Source organism: Noviherbaspirillum autotrophicum, from assembly GCF_000818395.1.
GTDB lineage: Bacteria > Pseudomonadota > Gammaproteobacteria > Burkholderiales > Burkholderiaceae_D > Noviherbaspirillum > Noviherbaspirillum autotrophicum.
The window spans coordinates 285561-305934 of record NZ_JWJG01000028.1; the positions used below are offsets into that span (position 1 = coordinate 285561).

Sequence of the window (20374 nt, forward strand, 5' to 3'; positions counted from 1 at the left end):
GGCAATGCAAGAGGCGGTGGAGCGCGTGATTATACCGTGCGCTCGCGCCGGAATTATGAATCGGCTTTGTCAGTGCGCCAGCGGCTGAAAGGCGATACATCGGCGCCAGGCGGTACGTACCACGACCGGCGCTCTGCATTCCAGCGCGCACCGAGTTTTTTGGCTGCATCCTTCTCGGCAAACGGGACAGCGAGAAGGGTAGAACCCGGCGGCATTCCGGAAAGCGACCGTCCGCCCTTTTTGGGGACACTCCGGGCAGGGATGGATGCCGGCGCCCCATCATGCGAGATATCGACCAGCAGGCCAGCCGCTTCCGAAGCGGGCACGGCGCGCTCCTGACGGCTGCCGTCAGCGCAGGTTTCAACGATCCGCACACCTTGCTCGGTTTTCTCGACAATAAAATAGGGCGCATCGAATGGTGGTGCGTCAGTCATGGCAACTCGGGCAGTAAGAAGATCGGCATTATCGCAGGCAGCGATCTTATGTGCATTCTTTGCGACAGTTTTATACGCGAAAGTGATGGTCAGCGACCCATAAAAAATCAGCGTTTTCAACGGCATAAGAGAAAAGAAATTACGTGCAAAAACTTTCTTCTCAGAAACAAAGTTTTAACATATACTCTTGATGTAGCTTTGTTCCGCAAGCACTAACTGCTTGTGAATATGTGTTGTTTTTTCTGCCATAGCCGCCGCCAACGCAATGAACGCGACAATGCGCGCCCAGGCGGAACGCGCGACGGCGCGGCGTTATGCGACCTGGCTATCAATCCGTATTCGCAGGGACGACGAGGCATTCGTAACGGTCGTCATCAACGAAGATCATAAGCATCTTCACCCATCAGCTGGGCAGCCCATTTTTAGCAGACACAAGGAATTCCGGTGAAACAAACAGATCCGAAATCGAGCCAGGCTCTGCGCCTTGCGCGAGTATTTCTGTTCGTCGGGCTGCTGGCGTCCGCCGTTGTCTACTGGGAGGGCGTGCGTCTCGTCAACCAGGAGCTCCAATCCCAGCTCGATATCCGCGCGAGAGAAGCCAAGCACAATCTGGAACGGCAGCTGGATGCTTACGCAGAAGCGCTGCGCAGCCTGCAGGCGGAATATCGCACCACGTCTCATCCGGCGCGGATGACATTCAGGCAAAGTGTCAAATGGCTGAAGTTGAACGAGCGGCTGCCGGCAGTACAAGCGGTCGGTTTCAGCGAACGGGTTCCCCCCACCGATAAGGGAGCATTCGAACGCGGGCTTCGCAAGGAATATGCGGCAGAGTTTGCGCAGCCGCCGGCGATTCATCCGATGCTCCTGTCACCGGCAGCCGAGGCGTTCGTAGTCAAAGCAATCGAACCGCTTGCAAAAAATCGATTCGGCCTCGGCTTCGACCATGCAACCGAGCCGCGAAGGGTCGAGGCGATCGACCGCGCCCGAGATACCGGCGAGTGGGCCGCCACCCGTCGTGTTCGCCTGTTTGTCGAACCGGGCAACGTGGACGGTGTCGTGTTCTATACGCCGCTCTACCACGGCAACATACCCGATACCATGACCGGACGCCGCGAGGCATTTTCCGGCTTTTTTTTCCTTGCGATCCGGGTCGACGAAATGCTTCGCAACGTCTTCGGGTCCAAGCTGCTCGACGATCTGGATATTGAAATCCGTGACAAAGCGGACATGACCGCCGCGAGCTCCGGGAATGACGGGCAGACACTGATTTTCAGCAGCAATCAACCCGCGTCTTCCGCGATAGGCAGCAAAGACGAGGCCGAGGCACCACTGCGTCGCACCTTCGATCTGACGTTCGGAGGCAATACGTGGGAGCTCAGCCTGACCATGCGGCCGAATTTCCAGACGCGCTCGCAATACTGGTTGCCGCCGATAGCTGCCTTGTCGGGGGTCTTGCTCAGCTTTCTCGCCTTTCTGTTCATGCGTTCGCTCAACGTCGCCCGCCAGGCTTCCGACGCCAGCATGCGGGAAGCGTACCTGACGCTACAGTCGAAAGAAGAGCAACTCAATGACATCGTGGAATCCATTGACGAAGTGCTGTGGACGTTCGAAACGTCTTCCGGCGAGGTCCGCTATGTGAGTTCCGCAGTTGAACGGCTTTACGGACGTCCGGCGCGTTCCTTCATCGAAAACCCGCGCCTATGGCTGCGCTGCATTCATCCCGCCGACCGCAAGCAGGTGATCCGGGTCGTCCGGACCTTGGCCGACAAGCGGCGAGACGCGATACTCTTCCGGATCGTCCGTTCCGACGGCGCTGAGCGCTGGATGCATTATGAGGCGCATTATGTGGCAAGCACCTTGTCCAAGCCGGGACGTGTGGATTGCCTCGGCAGGGACATTACCGAGCAACGTCAAATGGAGGAGTCGCTTCGCCGCAGCAACCGCGCGCTGCGCACTATCCACGCCTGTGGCAACGAACTGGCCAACGCTGCGCATGAACATGCGCTGTTGCAGGGAATTTGCGAAGTCGTCGTACGCGAGGGATATCGAATGGCCTGGTCCGGCCTGCTGGCGCGCGACGGCAGCGTCGAACCTGCGGGAATCGCCGGGGAACATGATGGTTACCTGACGTGTATCGAGGGATCGCTCCAAGCCGGCATACAGGAAGGCGGCTCCGTGGGTACGACCCTGCGCACCGGCCGCCCCACGGTCACGAACAGCTTTCAGTCCGATCCGCGAATGGGGCCGTGGCGAGAACAGGCATTACGCCGTGGCTTTAATTCGAAAATCACCCTCCCGCTCGTGCATGACGGCCAAAATTTCGGCGTGTTGAACGTGTACGCAGCCGAGCCGGATGCGTTTGACGCCGAAGAGGTGGACCTGCTGACCGGACTGGCCAATTCAGTCGCGGTCGCGATCCAGCTCCTGCGCCATCGCAGTGCAAAGCTGGCTGCAGAGGCTGCCTTTCACCTGCGTCAGCGTGCCATTGAAGCCAGCGCAAACGCCATCGTCATCACCAGCGCGACCGCACCCAACTATCCAGTGGAGTATGTAAACCCCGCTTTCGAGCGCATGACGGGCTATTCGGCACAGGAAATCGCTGGAAAGAGCCTGAGCGTGCTGCATCAGAACGACAAGGAACAGCCCGGCCTGGAGGAACTGCGCAGGCTTCTTCGCGCACAGCAGGAAGGGCACGTGACCCTCAGGAATTATCGCCGTGACGGATCGATGTTCTGGACGGATGTTCACGTTGCCCCTGTGCGGGACGAGAGTGGGGCAGTCACGCACTTTGTCGGCGCCAAGTATGACGTCACGACTACCAAGCGTTATGAAAAGCAGCTCGAGGTGCAGGCCAATCGCGATGCACTGACCATGCTCGCCAATCGCAACTTGCTGCAGGATCGGCTAAATCAAGCCATTTCATATGCATCGCACGATGGCGCACCGGTCTGGGTGGTATTCGTCGATCTCGACCGCTTCAAGTTCGTCAACGACACGCTCGGCCACCAGGCTGGAGATGTCTTGCTTAAACAGGTATCGACGCGCCTGCTGAGTGTCGTTCGCCATACCGACACCGTCGCCCGCCTTGGCGGCGACGAGTTCGTTCTGGTACTGACCGAACATGTCGACAAATCGCTTGAGCCTGCAATTGTCCAACGCATCATGGACGTCATCGCGCCGCCCTTTATTATTGACGGACACGAATTTTTCCTGACATGCAGCATGGGAATTGCCGTCTATCCGACCGATGGCACAGACGCGGAAACGCTGATCAAGCACGCCGATATCGCCATGTACAGCGCCAAGGAAACGGGGCGCGACAACTTCCAGTTTTACACTTCATCATTGAATGAAAAGGCACTGGCGCGATTGCACCTGGAAGGCGACTTGCGCAATGCGCTGGAGCGCGGAGAATTCCTTCTGCACTATCAACCGCAGCTCGATCTGTATACCGGCAATGTCGTCGGCATGGAGGCGCTGATCCGCTGGCAACACCCGGAACTCGGCATGGTTTCGCCGGCGCGCTTTATCGGGCTGGCCGAGGAGATCGGATTAATCGGGCCGATAGGGGAATGGGTTATTCGTACCGCCTGCCTGCAAAATCGCGCATGGCAGCTTGCCGGACTGCCTCCGCTGCGGGTTGCAGTCAATTTATCTGCCCGCCAGTTCGCAGATCGTGGCCTGGCGCAATCGATCGCATCGATTCTGAATGAAACCGGCATGCCGGCCCAACTCCTGGATATTGAACTGACGGAGAGCATGGTGATGACCGACGTCGACTTCGCCATCGGCGCCTTACGCGAACTGAAGAAGCTTGGCGTGCATCTCTCTGTGGATGATTTCGGCACTGGCTATTCCAGCCTGTCTTACCTTAAGCGCTTCCCTATCGATGTGCTGAAAATCGATCAGTCATTCGTGCGTGACATCACACTCAATGGTGACGGCGCGGAACTCGTGCGGTCGATCATTTCGCTCGCGCATGGATTGCGCCTGCAGGTGATTGCCGAAGGCGTCGAGACCGAGGAACAATTGACGTACCTGTGGCAGCATGGCTGTGATCAGATGCAGGGGTATTATTTCAGCAAGCCTCTGGTTGCAGACGCATTCGAACAACTCCTCAGGGAAGGGCGGAAATTATCTGTACAGGCGGCTGAGATCGCCTTGTCAAGTTAAAGATCCTTTCGAAAAAGCAACCAGCTTTCGATATCACTGGTGCAGCCTTGATGGAGCGGCGGCGAATTCACTATGTGACAGAGTGCACGACCTTGCACGGAACAAGCTCAATTTGAACTTCTGCGCTGAACAGGAGACATTCTGCAGGCGCTAGCGAAGGCTCTCTAAGATCGTGAGTCGACTTGCATCAATAAGGTGTGCCTGCGCTGTATCACATTTATGTTTGTACATCGCGGGACAAACAGACGTTAAAGACGCATAGGCTTGAAATATATCGAGGCATCCCAGGGCGCGCCAAGAAATTCCGGCATCAGCGCATACACAGGAGGCAATAATGTCGAAATGGAAGAAAAGTATTTTTTCCACAGGCGCATCATGTCTCATTGCTATCAGCTCAGCCGTGGAAGCGGCGACTGAATCTCAACTGGCCCGAGGTGAACTGCTTTACTCGACGCACTGCCTTGCCTGTCATACCGAGCAGATGCATTGGCGCGATCGCGGCCTTGTTACGGATATGGACAGTCTGTTGGCCCAGGTCCGCCGGTGGCAAAACGTTAGCCGCGCGCGATGGAGCGAGGCTGACATAGAGGCGGTGACACAATACCTGAATAGCCTATATTACAAATTCCCTTCCGCCCGTCAGGATCATTGATTCTGAGGAGCGCGTGGTGCGCCGGAAATTTTACGTGTAATTAGAATGTCTTCCCGGCTGTGGTTGCCAGTGAATCGTCGCGCGGCGCAGCTGAATGGAGCCTTTTGTTCTTGGTCAGCAGGTCACGAAAGATCGCTTCGTCACAAGGCTCCGCATACAGATAGCCCTGAAATGCATCGCATCCGAGCGCGGCCAGGAAATCGCGCTGCTCCTTCTTCTCCACGCCTTCCGCAATCAAGCCAAGTCCGAGCGCTTTCGCCATTGCAACGATGCTGGTGGCAATGGCCGCATCATTAGGATCGGTTAACACGTCGCGTACGAATGAGCGGTCAATTTTCAGTTGGTCCAGTGGCAGTTGCTTAAGGTAGGACAGCGATGAGTAACCGGTACCGAAATCGTCTAACGAGAAGGCCACGCCGCATTCCTTTAGCCGTCGCATCTTCGCGATCGTATCGTCGATATCCTCGATCAGGGTACTTTCAGTAAGCTCTATCTTTAGCATCGAGGGATTGACGCCTGTCTCGTCGAGCAGTGCGAGTGTGCGCTCGACGAAGTCCGGTTCCCGTATCTGCCGTGTACTTACGTTCACCGCCAAAGGCACGCGCGGAAGCGCAGATGCGGACCACTCTGCCAGCTTGCGGCAGGCTGTCATCATGATCCATTCCCCCAGCGGCAGGATCAGTCCTGCATCTTCGGCGATCCCGATAAAGTCTGTCGGGCCTATGAGGCCGCGCGTCGGGTGCTGCCAGCGCACCAATGTTTCGGCGCCGATCATCTTGCCATCCAAGTCAAACTGCCCCTGAAAATGAAGCCGAAAACGGCCGTGCTCGAGCCCTTCGCGCAGCTCCGCCTCGACCAGAGTGCGGCGACTGACTTCGTGCTCCAATCCGTCGTGATAGAAGCGAACCGTATTGCGGCCGGACCGCTTTGCGTCATACATGGCCAGGTCGCCACGCTTCATCAAATCGTCGACCGAGGCATTGGACGCCAGACATACCTCGACGCCGATACTGCATGTGCATCGGTGAATGGCACCGTCGACGGCATACGGGAGTGCAATTTCTGCGAGTATTTTGTGGGCAAGCGCCCGTGCGTGTTCGTTCGCCATGACACCATTGGCACCGGCGTCTTCTATCAGCACCACAAATTCGTCCCCGCCCAGCCTTGCGACCGTGTCGGTTTCATTGCAACACCCAAGAATTCGTTGCGCAACCTGTTGCAGCAGCTCGTCCCCAGCCTCGTGCCCGCGCGTGTCATTGAGATCCTTGAAGTTATCAAGGTCGATGAACAGTAGTGCTCCGGCGTGGGCGGCACCGCGATGCGTCGACAGGCACTGTCGCATACGATCCATCAGCAGTCTTCTGTTTGGCAGGCCGGTGAGGGAATCGTAGTATGCCAAGCGCGTGATTTGTTCCTGTACCTGGTGTCGCTGCGTGATGTCGGTCTGCGTGCCGACATAGTGCGTGGTCCGGCCGTCCTGATCCTGAACCGCAGTCAGGGTAAGCCAAGCGGGGAAGGGCGGGGCAGTACTGCGGCTCGCCCAGACTTCGCCTTGCCATCTCCCAAATCGTCGTACATCGCCCCAGATCGCTGGCCAGTAATCCTCACTACTTCCTTCGGACATTACCTTCGGCATGGGTTTGCCGCGCAAATCGCTGACTGAGATTCCAGTCATCCGGGTAAATGCGGCGTTCACATCCAACATGTTCGTATCAGGCCCGGTGACGAACATGCCTTCCTGCGAGTGGAAGACCGCCGCGGCTACGCGCAATGAATCTTCTGTATGTTTCCGGTCGGTGATGTCCGTAGAGATGCCGCAGAGGGCATATGGACGGCCGTCGGCACCATTCAACGGAATTTTTGTGGATAGAAATGTACGGTGAGGCTCGCCCTCCGGGTCGCCCTTGATTTCCTCAGCAACAACGCGTTCCCCGCGCTCGATCACTATCCGATCCCGTGCGTTCAATGCCGAAGCCGTTTCGGCGCCAAACAGATCGACATCAGTCTTGCCAAGGATCGATGAAGCCGGTTTGCCCAGCAGCTCGCACATTGCGTGATTGACATAGGTGTAGCGGTAGTCGGTATCCTTAATGTAGATCAGGCTGCTTACGGAGTCGAGAATGGTCGACAGCATCTGCTCGCTTTGCTTCAAGTCACGTGTCTGAATGTTGACCTTGCGGCGCAGGACAACTGCGGTCGCTAGCGAAGACAGTAACAAACCGACTACTGCAGCCAAGCACAACCAGACGGCGCGCGGCACTTGTGCCAACCCGGTTTCCGGGCGCCACTTCCGCAAAATTTCGTAATACACCGAGTCAGGATCGGACTGCCATGTTGCGAGATGTCGGTCAATCGAGGCAAGAACCTCTGAATGGCGCCCCTTATGAGCTGCATAGAACAATCGCGCAGGCTGGAACACGATCGGGGTCGGCACCAATCCATATTGGGGAGCCTTCAGATCCCCAAAGTAGTTATTGGAAATTGCGACATCGGCATTTCCGTTGACGACCTGCTGAAATTCGCCTTCGATCGAATCCAGGAAGACAAGCGTCGCGCGCACGCCATGACTGGCCAGTAAATCTCTCAGCACCTCAATTTGTGATGAGCCGCGCAGGATGGCAATGCGCTTTCCCGCCAGATCCTGCACTGACGTGACCACCAATCCCTGGCGACCATACACCTCTGACCAACTATGCAGAGCCGCAACTTGGTGAAAGGCGTACTGTTGCGCACGTTCGTTGGTATATGCTAGATCCGGCAATAGGTCGATGCGACCGGCGCGCAGGGAGCTCAGGCAGTCTGCCCACTGGCATGGGACATATTGAATGTTCCAGCCTTCATCTAAGGCAATTCTGTTCAGCACATCAACCAATATGCCGGTAGGCTCACCATTGCGGCTCGTGAATATTTTGGGCGGATTTTGATAGAGCCCCACTTTTAGATCGCGCTTGTCTGCGGCTAGGACAGCAGAATTGCCGACCAGTACGAGGAACGCAAGTACAAAAAGAAGGATTCTGGGCCGCAACGAAATCACCGATATGTGGGGTCGAATAGGTTGTGGCGGAGGTTATTTGTCTAACTTGGTTTTATTTGACTTAGCTGCGTGGGCCGGGTTCTATTCAACAACGTAAGAGATTCATTGAGCCAAGTCATTCGTAGGTCAGTCGATGCCGGCCTGCGCCGCAGTGGTACGTACCGCCTCTGCGGAGTTGCGAAGGCGTCCGACTTCGTCCTCCGATAGCTGTATCGGCAATATTCTCCGAGCCCCCGCGCAATCGACGATGGTTGGCAAGCTCAGACAGATGCGCTGTATGCCGTAGTGTTGCTCGACGAGGGTGGAAACGGTGAGGACCGACGCTTCGTCGCGCACCACCGATTCAATGATGCGCGTTAGCGAAGCGGCGATCGCAAAATTGGTTCCGCCCTTGCGGCGGATGATTTCATAGGCGGCGTCCCGCACGCGCTGCGCGATGGCAGTCATGTCCTCGTTAGTGCAGGATATGCCGGTCAAGCGGCAGAACTCCCGGAGCGGGACATTCGCCGCGCTGGCGATCGACCACGCAACAAATTCGCTGTCGCCGTGTTCGCCCAGGACATAAGCATGCACATTACGCGCATCGACATGACAATGCGCGGCGAGTTCGGCCCGCAGGCGTGCGGTGTCGAGCACCGTCCCGGAGCCGAACACTCGCGCCGACGGCAGGCCGGACAGACGCAACGCGGCGTAAGTGAGCGCGTCTACCGGGTTGGCGGCAATGATGATCATGCCTTTTGGATTTGCCTGCACCACTGCGGGAACGATATCGCGCAATATGCCGACATTGCGTTGCAGCAGTGCTGGCCTGCTTTCTCCCGCTTGCTGTGCCGCCCCGGCGGCAATCACCGTGATCGCTGCGCCGGCAGTATCGGCGAGCTCGCCCGCCACTACCGTAACCGGGGCATGGAAGCTGACCGAATGTGCAATGTCCATCGTTTCACCTTCGGCCCGGCCGCGGTCGGCATCGATCAGGACGATGGTGCGGACTAGGCCGGCGGTGGCAAGCGTGTATGCCAGCGTGCTGCCTACGCGGCCGGCGCCGACGATGGCTATCTTCGTCCCATCAATCATCAATTTCCTTTCCCACCTTCAGGCGTGCGCTAGAACCTTCGGCGCCGCGTACCAGCAGCAACGGGCATTCCGCTTCCTCCAGCAGGCGCTTCAGCACAGGCGCGCGCCCGGAGCCGAGGGCGCCATGCCAGCCGAGGGCCAGCACGCTGCTGCCCAGCTGTGCGGCTTGCTCGAGCAGGACTTCCGCGACGTCGCCGCGGCGCAGCCGAACTTGATTGATGCACTTGCATTCCTCGCGGGTGGAACCGGCCAGCCCGCGCTCGACCATCTGCTCGAGCCGGCCCGCAAATTCGTGATGGACGGTGTCGGCATAGCTGCCCAGCGGCGCTGCCCCGGCTGATTCCGGCCCGTCTTCGGAATGCACGACCGTCACGCGCAGCCCCAACTTGGCCGCAAGCTGAACCACCGCCGCAAGCGCCTGATCCGAAACGGCTTCGCCGCTCGCGGCGGCCAGCATCGAGGTCCACGGCAGCGCTTCACGGTAGCGCAGCGGCAGCAGCAGGACAGGTACCGGGCTGCGTTCGATGACAGCCTGTGCAATGCTTCCCAGCCTCTGCGACAGGTCGTGGCCCGCCGAAGCAGATTCGCCGCGGGCGCTCATGATGACGAGGTCCACCTCCAGGGCCGCCACCGCCGCAAGAACTGCGCTGTCCGCGGCACCGGCGAGCTGATGAACGACGATCTGCGAGCGGCGCGCAGCGGGAACGTGCAGGCGGTCCAGCGCCTGCTTCCCGGGCAAAGGCTGCGCAGTCGCATGCAGCACATGCAGCGTAGCGCCGAGTAATTCAGCCAACCACACCGCGCAGCCGACGCCTTTTGAGGACTCGGGCGACCCGTCGAGCGGCAACAGGATCGATGCGACGCGTCTCATGAAGCTGCCTCCTTGCCGTTGGCCCGGTTCACTTTTACGGTATGCATGCTGCCCCGGTACATGAGATTCAATTGCACGCTTTCCCAGTCGGCCGGCAGACGCTCGGCGGCGCGCGCGTCGACCTCGGGGCCAGCTGGCGTGAATCGGAGCCCGAGGAAGCCGAATACCAGCGCTTGCCACGTGCCTCCCATGGCGGCGGGATGAACGCCGAGCATGCTGTTGTCCATCGCATTCGAGAGATCCAGCCAGAGGCTTTGCTCCCAATAGCGCTGTGCGTGCTCGCGCAATCCGATACGGGCGGCGATTGCCGCGTGGACCGAGGGCGAGAGGCTGCTGCCGTGATCGGTAAGCGGCTCGTAATATCGATAGTTCGCCGCCACGATCTCATCGGAGAATGACTCCGGAAACAACAGCGGGAGCATGAGCACGTCGGCTTGCTTGAGGAGCTTGATGCGATTGATCCGTTCCCAGTCAAACAGCCGGCTGGCTGGCGTCCTGAGGCGTTCCTCCGGGGTCAGCACATAATCGTCGAGCCCGAAAAAGCCCTCGAATTGCTCGATGATGCCGCGCTCGTCGGGCGCTGGCAGGTACAGCGACTGCGCCAGCGCCTCCCATTCATCCGCTTCAGGCATGTTGGCTCCCGCTTGTCGGGCCATCCAGGCGGCGCGCTCCAGGTTAAAGCGCGCCATCCAGTTGGTGTACGCATTATCGTTGACGGAATGGTGGTATTCGTCGGGCCCGACGACACCCCGGATGTGATGGTGGCGTTCGCCTGGCGTTACGCGGCTGGCCCAAAAGCGCGCTGTTTCGTACAACAACTCCGCGCCGGGCCCGGCGATGAAGTCTTCATCCTGCGTCGCTTCCCAGTAGCGCCAAACTGCATAAGCAATGTCTGCGGTCACATGCACCTGCTGGGTTCCAGTGAAGATCGGAATTTCCCTTCCGGTGCTCTTGATCAGAATCCTGCTTGGTGTGACGTCGCTCCCGGTGACGGTCGACTCCCATGCAAAACAGGCACCGCGATAACCCAGTTCGCGGGCGCGTCGTCGCGCACCGTCGAGCGTATGGTGGCGGTAAAGCAGGAGATTGCGCGCCAGCGGCGGTTCGACGTGCAGGTAAAAGGGCAGCATGAAAATTTCCGTATCCCAGAACACATGCCCCTCGTACGCACGCCCGCTCAGCGTACGTGCGCCGACCGACGTGCGCGGGTCTTCATTCGCCGGAAGCCTGAGGTGATAGGCGTTGAAACGCAGCGCCTGTTCTACCGCCGCGCGTCCCGGCACGCGGATGTCGGCTTGGCGCCAGAAGGCTGCCCAGAGGTCGGCATGCGCCGACAACAGCAGCTCAAATTGATCCAGCTTCAGCGCCTTCGCATGGGCGAGGGCGGCCGCCACCGGATCATTCTGGTCCCGGCTGGTGAAAACGGAAACAGCGCGGCGCAGCAGGTTCGGCCCGCGCATGATCCGGGAGACGATGCAGATCCGAACGCCGGACAGGCGCGTCGCATAAAGAACGCACTCCATGTCGTCGCTATTCGTGTAGTCAAGCTGTTCGAGGTGTGGACGGTGTTCCGCCAGATCCGGATCCTTGAGAAAGGTACGGCATTCGACCGTGGCCCAGTGATTCTCCGGGTCGATAACCGCCTCTTGCAACAATAGATGCGGGTCGGCAAGGGAGGCGCAGCGGCGCGTGCGGACGGTGGTGCGCCGCTCGCCGGGCGTCTCATACATAGCCTCGCAGTGGAGAATGCCGCGCCGCAGCTCAAGCACGCGGCGCAGTCCCCGGCCGTATTCGCCGGTAAAGTCGAGCAGCTCATTGTCGATGGAAATCGTCAGCCCAAACGGAAACGGCAGCGGCACAAGCTCCGCATAGGGATCGGCGCCGCGCTCCGGCGTAAGAAACTCAATCTCGGAGTAAGGCAGATCGGCACGCTTGCCGTCATAAACGCCAGCAATGAACAGGTCGCATTGCGAGATGGGAAGAGGGCTATCGAGAGCGCCGCGCACCCCCATGTAGCCGTTGCCAATCGCAAACAGGCTTTCCATCTGCCGCTCGCGCGAGCGGTCAAATCCTTCCTGTTCAATGCGCCAGGCAATCTCTTCCAGACGTGTCCGGAACGCCGCGTCCAATCGTTCGGAGTCGATTTCGGCAAGATCGCGCACGACGAGGTCGGCACCGGCCCGCTGCAGTGCCGAAGCATTGCCGCCACGGTCAATCCCGACAACGAGGCCAAAGCGTCCCTTGCGCGCCGCCTCCACGCCGGATGTCGCATCTTCCACCACTAACGCGCGACCCGGCGCTGAGCCTAATGCCGCCGCTGCGTGCAGGAACATGTCCGGCTCCGGCTTTCCCTTCAGCCCGAGCTGCTCGAGATCGAGGCCGTCCAGGTGCGCATCGAAGAGGGTAGTGATGCCGGCCGACTGCAGGACTTCCCGCCCGTGCTTACTGGAGGTCACTACCGCGATCTTGACGCCTTTTTCGCGCAAAGCCGCAACGAGGGCAAGCGTCGATGGGAATGTCTGCACGCCTTGTGCGTGAAGGAGGCGTTCGAAGACAGTGTCCTTGCGGGCCGCGAGTGTTTCTTCCTCCGCTTCGGAAGACGCGATTCCACGAGCACGCAGGAAACTGTGAACACCTTCGCGGCGTGGCTTGCCGTCGACATAGGCACGGTATTCGGAGTGTTCGTCAAATGGCCGGAATGCGGCCCCGTTCATCGCACGTTGCTGAAGAAAATCGTCGAACGTTTCCTTCCATGCGCTTGCATGCAACTGCGCGGTGCGCGTAATAACGCCGTCCATATCAAAAATCGCAGCCTGCAGGCCGAATGGAGCGGTTGTCATCTGCAACGACGCTGCGCGGCATTGATTGGCGCCCACAGTCCACCGGTACAGTTTTCCCTGCGCATAGTGTGTATCTCTTTAAGTTTCCTTAAATTGAAAAGCAACAGCGTTCAACACTATGACAGTCGGCTAAAACCGATGTTCATTTGACAGTCCGGATCGATAGATTCGCGATCAGAAGATGCAGCTATTTCCTGTTTTCCGACTGGAGCGACACCCTGTCGCCCGGTTGCGGAAAATGATAATAGAGGGTGTTGAGATAGGACGCCACCGCGGCAACATCCTGTTCGTTCCACCCGAGATGCGTATTGCTTTGCCAGCGCTGCACCTGGTGGGTCAGGCTCCCCCAGTCGGTTGCAAGTCGCTGGTCGCGCCAATGCACATGCGTGGTATGGCAGGCAATACAGTGCGTGTTGTAGAGCAATTCACCCCGTGACGGTGCCGGTGCTTCCGCCCCGTAGCCGGCAGCGCTAACCACGCCGGCAAGTCCACCGAAGGCCACTGTCATGCACCATCGCGACAATCTATTCATCGTTACTCCCGCACATATCGTGGCTCTGATTAAGCCGTTTTACCTCACCGCATGGTACGACCTTCCTGTTGCTGACGAAAGGGAAAAGATCAAGCCGATGGCGCCGTTTGCTCAGGGGAAGGTCAACAATCATCAACATCAAGATGGCGTTTTTGCGCAAATGTGCTCATTCATCATGGAGATGTAAATACAGCAACGCATTAATCCACGGACGCCTCCAGAAATTTCTATTTGTCAAAACAAGTATTTCCCATATAGCTTATAATTCGCGGTCGTTATCACAGGAAACTCGCTACTCAAATGATGCAGATCAACAATATCCGCATCGTTCCGAGCCTGCGTGCCATCCGACATTTCCCTTAACCATCTTCAGGCCCATGGATACTGTCACCATATTGCTGTCATCCTTTGTCCTCTCCATCACAGGACTATTCGTTTTCATCTGGTCGCTGCGCAAGAAGCTGTTCGACGACAGCCCGGCGGCGGCGCAAGTGATTTTCTCTCCGGGCGAGATCGGCCGCATCGAGGAACCCGCCGCCGACGCCGCTCAGCGCGCCGGATTGCAGGATGCGGCGTCCGCTCATGGCCGGCCCACGCTGGACGCGGCGCAGGAAGCTGCCTTGGCAAAGGAGCTGGACGAACGCATCGATGCCGACAAGTCGACCGCCTTCGTCGCCTTTGTGTTCCTCGCCTGCGCGGTGGTCTGGCTGCTGGTTGCCTCCACCGCCGGCCTCGTCAGCTCGATCAAGCTGCATGAACCGGACTGGCTGGTGAGCCAGGCCTGGTTGACTTTCGGCCGCCTGCGCACCATCCACCTGAACGCCGTGGCCTACGGCTGGGCGCCGATGGCAGCGCTCGGCATCGCGATCTGGATGCTGCCGCGCCTGCTGAAGACGCCGTTGATGGGCGGCCGCTTCGCGGTGCTGGGAGCGATGATCTGGAATGCCGGGCTGATCGCCGGCCTTGGCTGCATCGCGGCCGGCCTGAACGATGGCATGGAGTGGCTGGAAATTCCATGGCAGGTCGATATCCTGCTGGTGATCGGCGGCCTGCTGGTGGCGTTGCCGCTGGTCTTCACGCTGCAGAACCGCCGCGCCGAACATCTGTACGTGTCGATCTGGTACATGGGCGCCGCGCTGTTCTGGTTTCCCACGCTGTTCTTGATCGGGAATATCCCGGGCCTGCATTTCGGCGTCGAACAGGCGACCATGAACTGGTGGTTCGGCCATAACGTGCTGGGCCTATTCTACACGCCGATGGCGTTGGCTTCGGTGTACTACTTCCTGCCGAAGATCATCGGCCGCCCGATCCAGTCGTACAACCTGTCGCTGCTCGGCTTCTGGACGCTGGCCTTCTTTTACGGCCAGGTCGGCGGCCACCACTTGATCGGCGGCCCGGTGCCGGGCTGGCTGATCACGCTGTCGATCGTGCAGAGCGTGATGATGATCATCCCCGTGATCTCGTTCTCGCTCAACCAGCATCTGACCCTGCGCGGCAGCTTCAGGGCGCTGATCTATTCGCCGACGCTGCGCTTCATCGTGCTGGGCGCGATGATGTACACGATCAGTTCGCTGCAGGGCTCGCTGGAAGCGCTGCGCAGCGTCAATACCGTCACGCACTTCACGCATTACACCGTGGCGCACGCCCACCTCGGCCTGTACGGCTTCTTCTCGATGGTGATGTTCGGCGCCGTGTATTTCGTCATGCCGCGCGTGATGGCCTGGGAATGGCCTTATCCGAAGCTGATCGCCGCGCATTTCTGGCTGGTGGTGGCGGGCTTCTCGATCTATGTGGTCAGCCTGACTATCGGCGGCTGGTTGCAAGGCACAGCGATGCTGGATGCCGCCAAGCCGTTCATGGATTCGGTGAACGTGACGATCCCCTACCTGAAAGGCCGCTCGATTGGCGGCGCCTTGATGACGCTCGGCCATCTGGTGTTTGCGTTCCACTTCATCGCGATGGCTTTGCGCTTCGGTCCGCGCCGCATTGGCGCCGCGCTGCTGTACACGACATCTCCTTCCGCTGTTTCCCTGCCGCGAGAATATTCATGGAAAACGAACTGAAACTCTTGACCGGCGCCATGGTGACGCTGGCGCTGGCGACCTCGACCCTGGTCATCATGCCGTATCTGCAACTGTCCGGCGTCAAGCCGGCGGCCGGCCTCAAACCCTATTCCTCGGCGCAGCTGCGCGGGCGCGAGCAATACATCAAGAACGGCTGCGTGTACTGCCACTCGCAGCAGCCGCGCGACAAATCGCAGGCGCCGGACGCCCAGCGCGGCTGGGGCCGCGCCTCGGTGGCGGCCGACTATTATTACGACAGCCCGCACCTGTTGGGCACCATGCGCACCGGCCCCGACCTGTTCAACATCGGCGCGCGCCAGCCGAGCGCGGACTGGCAGCTCGGCCACCTGTACCAGCCGCGCGCCTACACCGCCGGCAGCATCATGCCGTCCTATCCTTACCTGTTCGAGGTTAAGGACCAGGCCGACAGCGGCGACAAGGTGGTGAATCTGCCGCCAGGTTATGCGCCGCCGGGCAAGGTGGTGGTGGCTAAGCCGGAGGCGCTCGACCTGGTGCAGTACCTGTTGGGGCTGGACCATACCTATCCGGCGATCGACGCCGAGAATGCCAAGAAATAACGCTGCCGCCAGCGTCCGACAACGTTTATGCCGGAGCGCCGCCAGCGCTCCGCACCTCCATGGAGTTCGATCATGATTCAGGATATCAAGCACGCCCAGGCGCAGAAACGGGAGCATCCCGACCCGCATGAAAACATCACGCCCGTGCCGCGCAAGGTCATCGTCATCGTCAGCATGGCGCTGCTATGGGCGGTTGGCTACATTTTCATGGCCAACCCGAACAGCAATCCGGCGCTCGGCGACAGCCGCACGCCAGCTGACTTGAGTGTGCGCGCAGGTGGCGGCGCGGCCGATGGCGCACAACTATTCGGCGCGCAATGCGCGGCGTGCCACCAAGCCAGCGGCGGCGGCGTGCCTGGCGTCTTCCCGCCGCTGGCCGGCTCGGAATGGGTCAATGCGAAGGAAACGCTGCCGATCAACATCCTGTTGCACGGCATCTCCGGCAAGCTGACGGTGAAAGGCGCGGCCTACAGCGGCGCCATGCCCGCCTTCGGCGAAAAGATGAGCGACGCGGAAATCGCCGCCGTGCTGTCCCATGTGCGCACCCATTTCGGCAACAGCGCGGGCAAGATCGATGCGTCCGCCGTCAAGAGCGTGCGCGAAGCGAGCAAGGACCGCAAGACGCCGTGGAACGGAGACGATGAGCTCGACAAGCTCAAGTAACGCCGCAACAGCGGGAGCACCGGCAAAAACGCTGGCCGCGCTCCTGCTGATCGTCGTGCTCGCGATGGCCGCCGCCTGGCGCATCACGGACGGCTTCCGGGTCGTCACGACCGAGGATGCGCGGCGGCTGTCGATCAGGGAGCATCCGCGGCAGCTGCCGGACGCGACAATCACGTATGAAAGCGGGCCGCCATTGCCGCTCGCGCAGGCGCTGCGCGAAGATGGACGCGCAACCATCGCGGTGTTTTTCTATGCCCGATGCAACTCGGTCTGCTCCGTGATGGGCACCGAGTTCCAGCAGCTGCAGGACACCATCCGGACGCGCGGACTGGAATCGAAAATCCGCCTGCTGAGCATCAGCTTCGATGCGACCGACGGTCAGCCCGAACTTGCCGCATATGCAAAGCGCATGCATGCGCAATCCGGCTGGCGCTTCGCCCGCGTGACGGACGCACTGCAGCGCAATTCCCTGCTCGATGCGTTCGGCATCACCGTCATCCCCGCGCCAATGGGTGAATTCCAGCACAATGCCGCCTTCCATATCCTGAGTCCCGATGGCCGCCTGGTGCGCATCGTCGACTACGACCAGCCGGAAGCGGCGCTGGCGCACGCGCTGGCCGCCGCACAGAAGGGAGGGGCTTCGTGAAGATGGCGCGAGCGCCCCGTTCCGCTGCCACCTGGGCGATTCTTGGCGCCGCGCTGCTGATGGCTGCCGTCGCATTGCGGCAAGATCTGGAACAGACCATGACGCGCCACATGCTCGTGCAGATCCCGATGCTGCTCGTCGCCGGCATCGCCTGCAGCCGCAGCATGTCGGCGCTGCAAACTGATTCTGAGCGGTTGAGCCGGCTGGAAGCATGGAATGCGCACGGTCTGACCGGCCTGCTGGTTTTCCTGCTGACGACCGCCTACTGGATGATTCCCCGGGCGCTCGACAGCGCGGTTGCCTGCGCCGCCGCTGAGCTAGCGAAGATGCTTTCACTCTTTGTCGCCGGTTTCCTGCTGCCGGCGTCGCTGGCGCGCGCAAACACGATCCTCCAGCTTTTCTTTCTCGGTAATTTCGCCTCGATGATGGCGATCGTCGGGATGCTGTATCAGGACGCGCCGCAGCGGCTTTGCAATTTTTATCTGGTCGACGATCAGGTGTGGGCCGGCATGGGGCTGGTCACGCTGGCGGTCGTCCTCCCGCTGCTATGGTGCCTGTGCCTGAAATCGGTACGTGACTATTTCACAGGCAAGAAAGCAGGCTAGTTCTTCCGCAAATGGAAGATGGACTCTCCGTGTTCCGAGTCGCGGCACTCCCCGATCATTTCTCCACAACAGCGCTTCCATCAAGCACCACAATATCCTGCTGAATGCAGTATGCGCCCGCGAAACATCGAGATGCGCATTTAAACGGCGGCTCGGAGGCGCTCCTGATTTGTATTATGCTGTTCGTAGCTAGTCCATTGTTTCGCGCGACGCGAAGAGGTGTGCCATGCCAGACAGCCAATTCGATCAACTTGGGGAAGACAGGCGTGCTGCGATCAAGAAGGTTGAGGCAGCCGGTTGGGGCGTCTTCTTTATCTGGATAGGGATAGCTTTCCTTGCGAATCTCAGCTTAGGGGTGGGGTTGTTTGGTATCGGCATCATCATGCTCGGGATTCAGATGGGAAGAAGGCACTTTCACCTGCCCATCGAAGGATTCGGGCTCGTGATGGGTATGCTGTTCGTTCTGGCCGGGCTTTGGAATTTACTGAGGATTATCCTTGGCCAAGAACCGATTCCACACGGCCTCATGCCTGTCCTTAGCATCGCGGTGGGCATCGTACTCGTCGTTTCCGCAGTGCTTCGTAAGCGGCACTAGCATCTCTCCGCCGTGCATCAATTTTCCGTCGGCCCCGGGGCATGTTTCTTCAATTTGTCGACGGCAAAGGAGCGCTCGGTACGCAGATCCCGCCAATAGGAGGACGTATGAACAGAGTCATCGCGCTTGGAGCCGCCGTCATCGGAGGAATCATCGCATTCCGGTCTCTTTCCACCGCGCCGCGCCGCCGCTTTGGTGCTGCGCTCAGCGCGCGGATGCTTCGACACATGGAGCGCATGATGAAGAGCCTTCCCGATAACTCGCCGCCGAAACTGGTCATGTCCGTTTTGCCGCGCTTGCACGAGCAGAACGAGCAGATCATTGCCATGCTGCGGGAGCAAAATGCGCTCCTTCGCGAGAATCTAGAAAGGCCGCATTGATTTACTCTGGACAGAGCGACGATTTAACCAAGGAGAAATGGTCGCACGTCGACGCCTGAGTGCGACGTGCTGGGGGAGGGTGGAAATCAGGCGGTATGCGGTGCGCTGAACGTGGTCGAACGCATGACCAGCGGACGGCCTGGCACGCCTGCGGCAACCAGGCGTCGTGCAACGCCATTGATGGTCGCTTCATAGGCATGAAACAGGTCGATCATATCGGCATCATGATCGTCTATGCTCTTCATGGCGGAAAGCATTTGAATGGCGTCGTGGGTAACAAGGCACTGATGCTTGACTGATTCTACTGTGACGGTGAAGGCGACGCCGTCGTTGGTTAGGGCTGGTTGCAGTGTGCGGCTCATGATGAGCTCCTTTATCCTGGAGGGACTGGAAGTCCCGGGGTGCTAATCGACCGCAGGGCACGACCGGAGTGCTTGAATGCATCGCCGGGAACGCCATGGATCGATAAAAAAACTTGGAATTGAATTCCGAGTAGTGTGTGCTCTGAGAAAGAACACTCGTAGAGGAGGGGAATACTCCGCAGGAGGCCTTCATAGAAGACGCGTGACGTCATCAATATTCTTTTGTCGTCACGTGAATAAGACAACGCATTGGGGGATTAGTTTGATTAATTGCAAATATATTTTTGCAATGGCGAATGGCTGATTTCCAATGCAGGTTCAACCATGGCCTGGCTGGACACTGCCGGACGTGGCAAGGCGCAACAGGATCTTATCGATGAGCGCGGCAGACGGCTTGCTGATATCGAGCCAGATTCCTGCCTCGTCCGGCGCTAGCGGTTCAAGGTCGGCGAGCTGGCTATCCAGCAGGGATAATGGCATGAAGTGGCCAGTCCTTCCTTGTATGCGTGCTGCAATGAGGTCACGGTCGCCGTGCAGGTGAATGAAAAACAGCGCGGGGTCCCCGCCACGCAGCAAGTCACGATAGCGGCGTTTTAACGCAGAACAGGAAAGAATCAGTCCCTCGTCGCACGCGGCAGCTTCCCCGATTCTTGCACTCAGCAACTGCAGCCAGCCTTGGCGATCGATATCGTTTAACGGGTTTCCGGCAGCCATCTTCGCGATATTCGCCGGTGGGTGGTAGTCGTCTCCTTCCGCATAGGCATAGCCAAGGCGGGCAGCAAGCCGCCTGCCGATTTCGCTTTTTCCGCAACCGGATACGCCCATCACCACGAGGCGTGCCGGCTGGCGCGGCGCTACCTGGATACCCATGC

18 protein-coding genes are annotated in these 20374 nt (G+C 59.3%); 10 read left to right on the forward strand and 8 right to left on the reverse strand.

All coding sequences use genetic code 11. From position 1 onward, the window contains the following. Window positions 1–53: 53 nt before the first annotated feature. The gene (locus TSA66_RS02615; RefSeq protein ID WP_157691571.1) at window positions 54–554 is read right to left on the reverse strand and encodes a DUF5710 domain-containing protein; all 501 of its coding nucleotides are present in this window, start codon (window positions 552–554) and stop codon (window positions 54–56) included. A 324-nt stretch (window positions 555–878) separates the two neighbouring features. Between TSA66_RS02615 and TSA66_RS25300 the strand changes: the two genes are divergently transcribed. Together TSA66_RS25300 and TSA66_RS02630 are read left to right on the forward strand one after the other, a co-directional pair. Then, entirely contained in the window at window positions 879–4607 is a 3729-nt protein-coding gene (locus tag TSA66_RS25300) for a bifunctional diguanylate cyclase/phosphodiesterase (protein WP_052452045.1), read from the forward strand. A gap of 334 nt (window positions 4608–4941) precedes the next feature. Next, on the forward strand, window positions 4942–5259 hold the full coding sequence (locus TSA66_RS02630; RefSeq protein WP_052452046.1) for a c-type cytochrome: 318 nt from the start codon (window positions 4942–4944) through the stop codon (window positions 5257–5259). A gap of 40 nt (window positions 5260–5299) precedes the next feature. Here the strand turns inward: TSA66_RS02630 and TSA66_RS02635 are convergent, their stop codons facing one another. The 5 genes from TSA66_RS02635 to TSA66_RS02655 form a co-directional block, all read right to left on the reverse strand. Further along, window positions 5300–8284: an EAL domain-containing protein gene (locus TSA66_RS02635; protein ID WP_232429385.1), complete on the reverse strand. Its 2985-nt coding sequence runs from the start codon at window positions 8282–8284 to the stop codon at window positions 5300–5302. 135 nt (window positions 8285–8419) lie between these two features. After that, entirely contained in the window at window positions 8420–9367 is a 948-nt protein-coding gene (locus tag TSA66_RS02640; RefSeq protein WP_040038881.1) for an L-lactate dehydrogenase, read from the reverse strand. Next, window positions 9360–10238 (reverse strand): universal stress protein, encoded by an 879-nt coding sequence (locus tag TSA66_RS02645; RefSeq protein WP_040038882.1) that lies wholly within the window; start codon window positions 10236–10238, stop codon window positions 9360–9362. Before TSA66_RS02645 ends, TSA66_RS02640 begins: the two co-directional genes overlap by 8 nt. After that, a complete protein-coding gene (locus tag TSA66_RS02650) occupies window positions 10235–13078 on the reverse strand; it encodes a beta-phosphoglucomutase family hydrolase (RefSeq protein WP_157691572.1) in 2844 nt (947 codons plus the stop codon). Before TSA66_RS02650 ends, TSA66_RS02645 begins: the two co-directional genes overlap by 4 nt. Window positions 13079–13265: 187 nt before the next feature. Next, a complete protein-coding gene (locus TSA66_RS02655) occupies window positions 13266–13586 on the reverse strand; it encodes a cytochrome c family protein (protein WP_052452049.1) in 321 nt (106 codons plus the stop codon). Between TSA66_RS02655 and TSA66_RS02660 the strand changes: the two genes are divergently transcribed. The 8 genes from TSA66_RS02660 (at window position 13585) to TSA66_RS26715 (ending at window position 19140) form a co-directional block, all read left to right on the forward strand. Next, entirely contained in the window at window positions 13585–13797 is a 213-nt protein-coding gene (locus TSA66_RS02660; RefSeq protein ID WP_040038883.1) for a hypothetical protein, read from the forward strand. The genes TSA66_RS02655 and TSA66_RS02660 overlap by 2 nt on opposite strands. Before the next feature lie 190 nt (window positions 13798–13987). Next, entirely contained in the window at window positions 13988–15673 is a 1686-nt protein-coding gene (locus TSA66_RS02665; RefSeq protein WP_052452050.1) for a cbb3-type cytochrome c oxidase subunit I, read from the forward strand. Beyond that, on the forward strand, window positions 15658–16251 hold the full coding sequence (locus TSA66_RS02670; RefSeq protein ID WP_040038884.1) for a cbb3-type cytochrome c oxidase subunit II: 594 nt from the start codon (window positions 15658–15660) through the stop codon (window positions 16249–16251). Before TSA66_RS02665 ends, TSA66_RS02670 begins: the two co-directional genes overlap by 16 nt. Window positions 16252–16323: 72 nt before the next feature. Further along, entirely contained in the window at window positions 16324–16914 is a 591-nt protein-coding gene (locus tag TSA66_RS02675; protein ID WP_040038885.1) for a c-type cytochrome, read from the forward strand. Further along, window positions 16892–17560, forward strand: a complete 669-nt coding sequence (locus TSA66_RS02680) for an SCO family protein (protein ID WP_198358694.1) — start codon at window positions 16892–16894, stop codon at window positions 17558–17560. The genes TSA66_RS02675 and TSA66_RS02680 overlap by 23 nt, the downstream gene beginning before the upstream one ends. Beyond that, window positions 17557–18165, forward strand: a complete 609-nt coding sequence (locus TSA66_RS02685; RefSeq protein WP_157691573.1) for a hypothetical protein — start codon at window positions 17557–17559, stop codon at window positions 18163–18165. Before TSA66_RS02680 ends, TSA66_RS02685 begins: the two co-directional genes overlap by 4 nt. Before the next feature lie 226 nt (window positions 18166–18391). Further along, window positions 18392–18760: a hypothetical protein gene (locus tag TSA66_RS02690; protein WP_040038886.1), complete on the forward strand. Its 369-nt coding sequence runs from the start codon at window positions 18392–18394 to the stop codon at window positions 18758–18760. A 107-nt stretch (window positions 18761–18867) separates the two neighbouring features. Next, entirely contained in the window at window positions 18868–19140 is a 273-nt protein-coding gene (locus TSA66_RS26715; RefSeq protein ID WP_157691574.1) for a hypothetical protein, read from the forward strand. Between the two features lie 86 nt (window positions 19141–19226). On the opposite strand, the gene TSA66_RS02700 is transcribed toward TSA66_RS26715, so the two are convergent. Both TSA66_RS02700 and TSA66_RS02705 read right to left on the reverse strand, forming a co-directional pair. Next, entirely contained in the window at window positions 19227–19502 is a 276-nt protein-coding gene (locus tag TSA66_RS02700) for a DUF1488 family protein (RefSeq protein WP_040038888.1), read from the reverse strand. A gap of 318 nt (window positions 19503–19820) precedes the next feature. After that, complete coding sequence (locus TSA66_RS02705; RefSeq protein WP_232429386.1) at window positions 19821–20372, reverse strand: gluconokinase; 552 nt, start codon at window positions 20370–20372, stop codon at window positions 19821–19823. Between the last annotated feature and the right edge of the window lie 2 nt (window positions 20373–20374).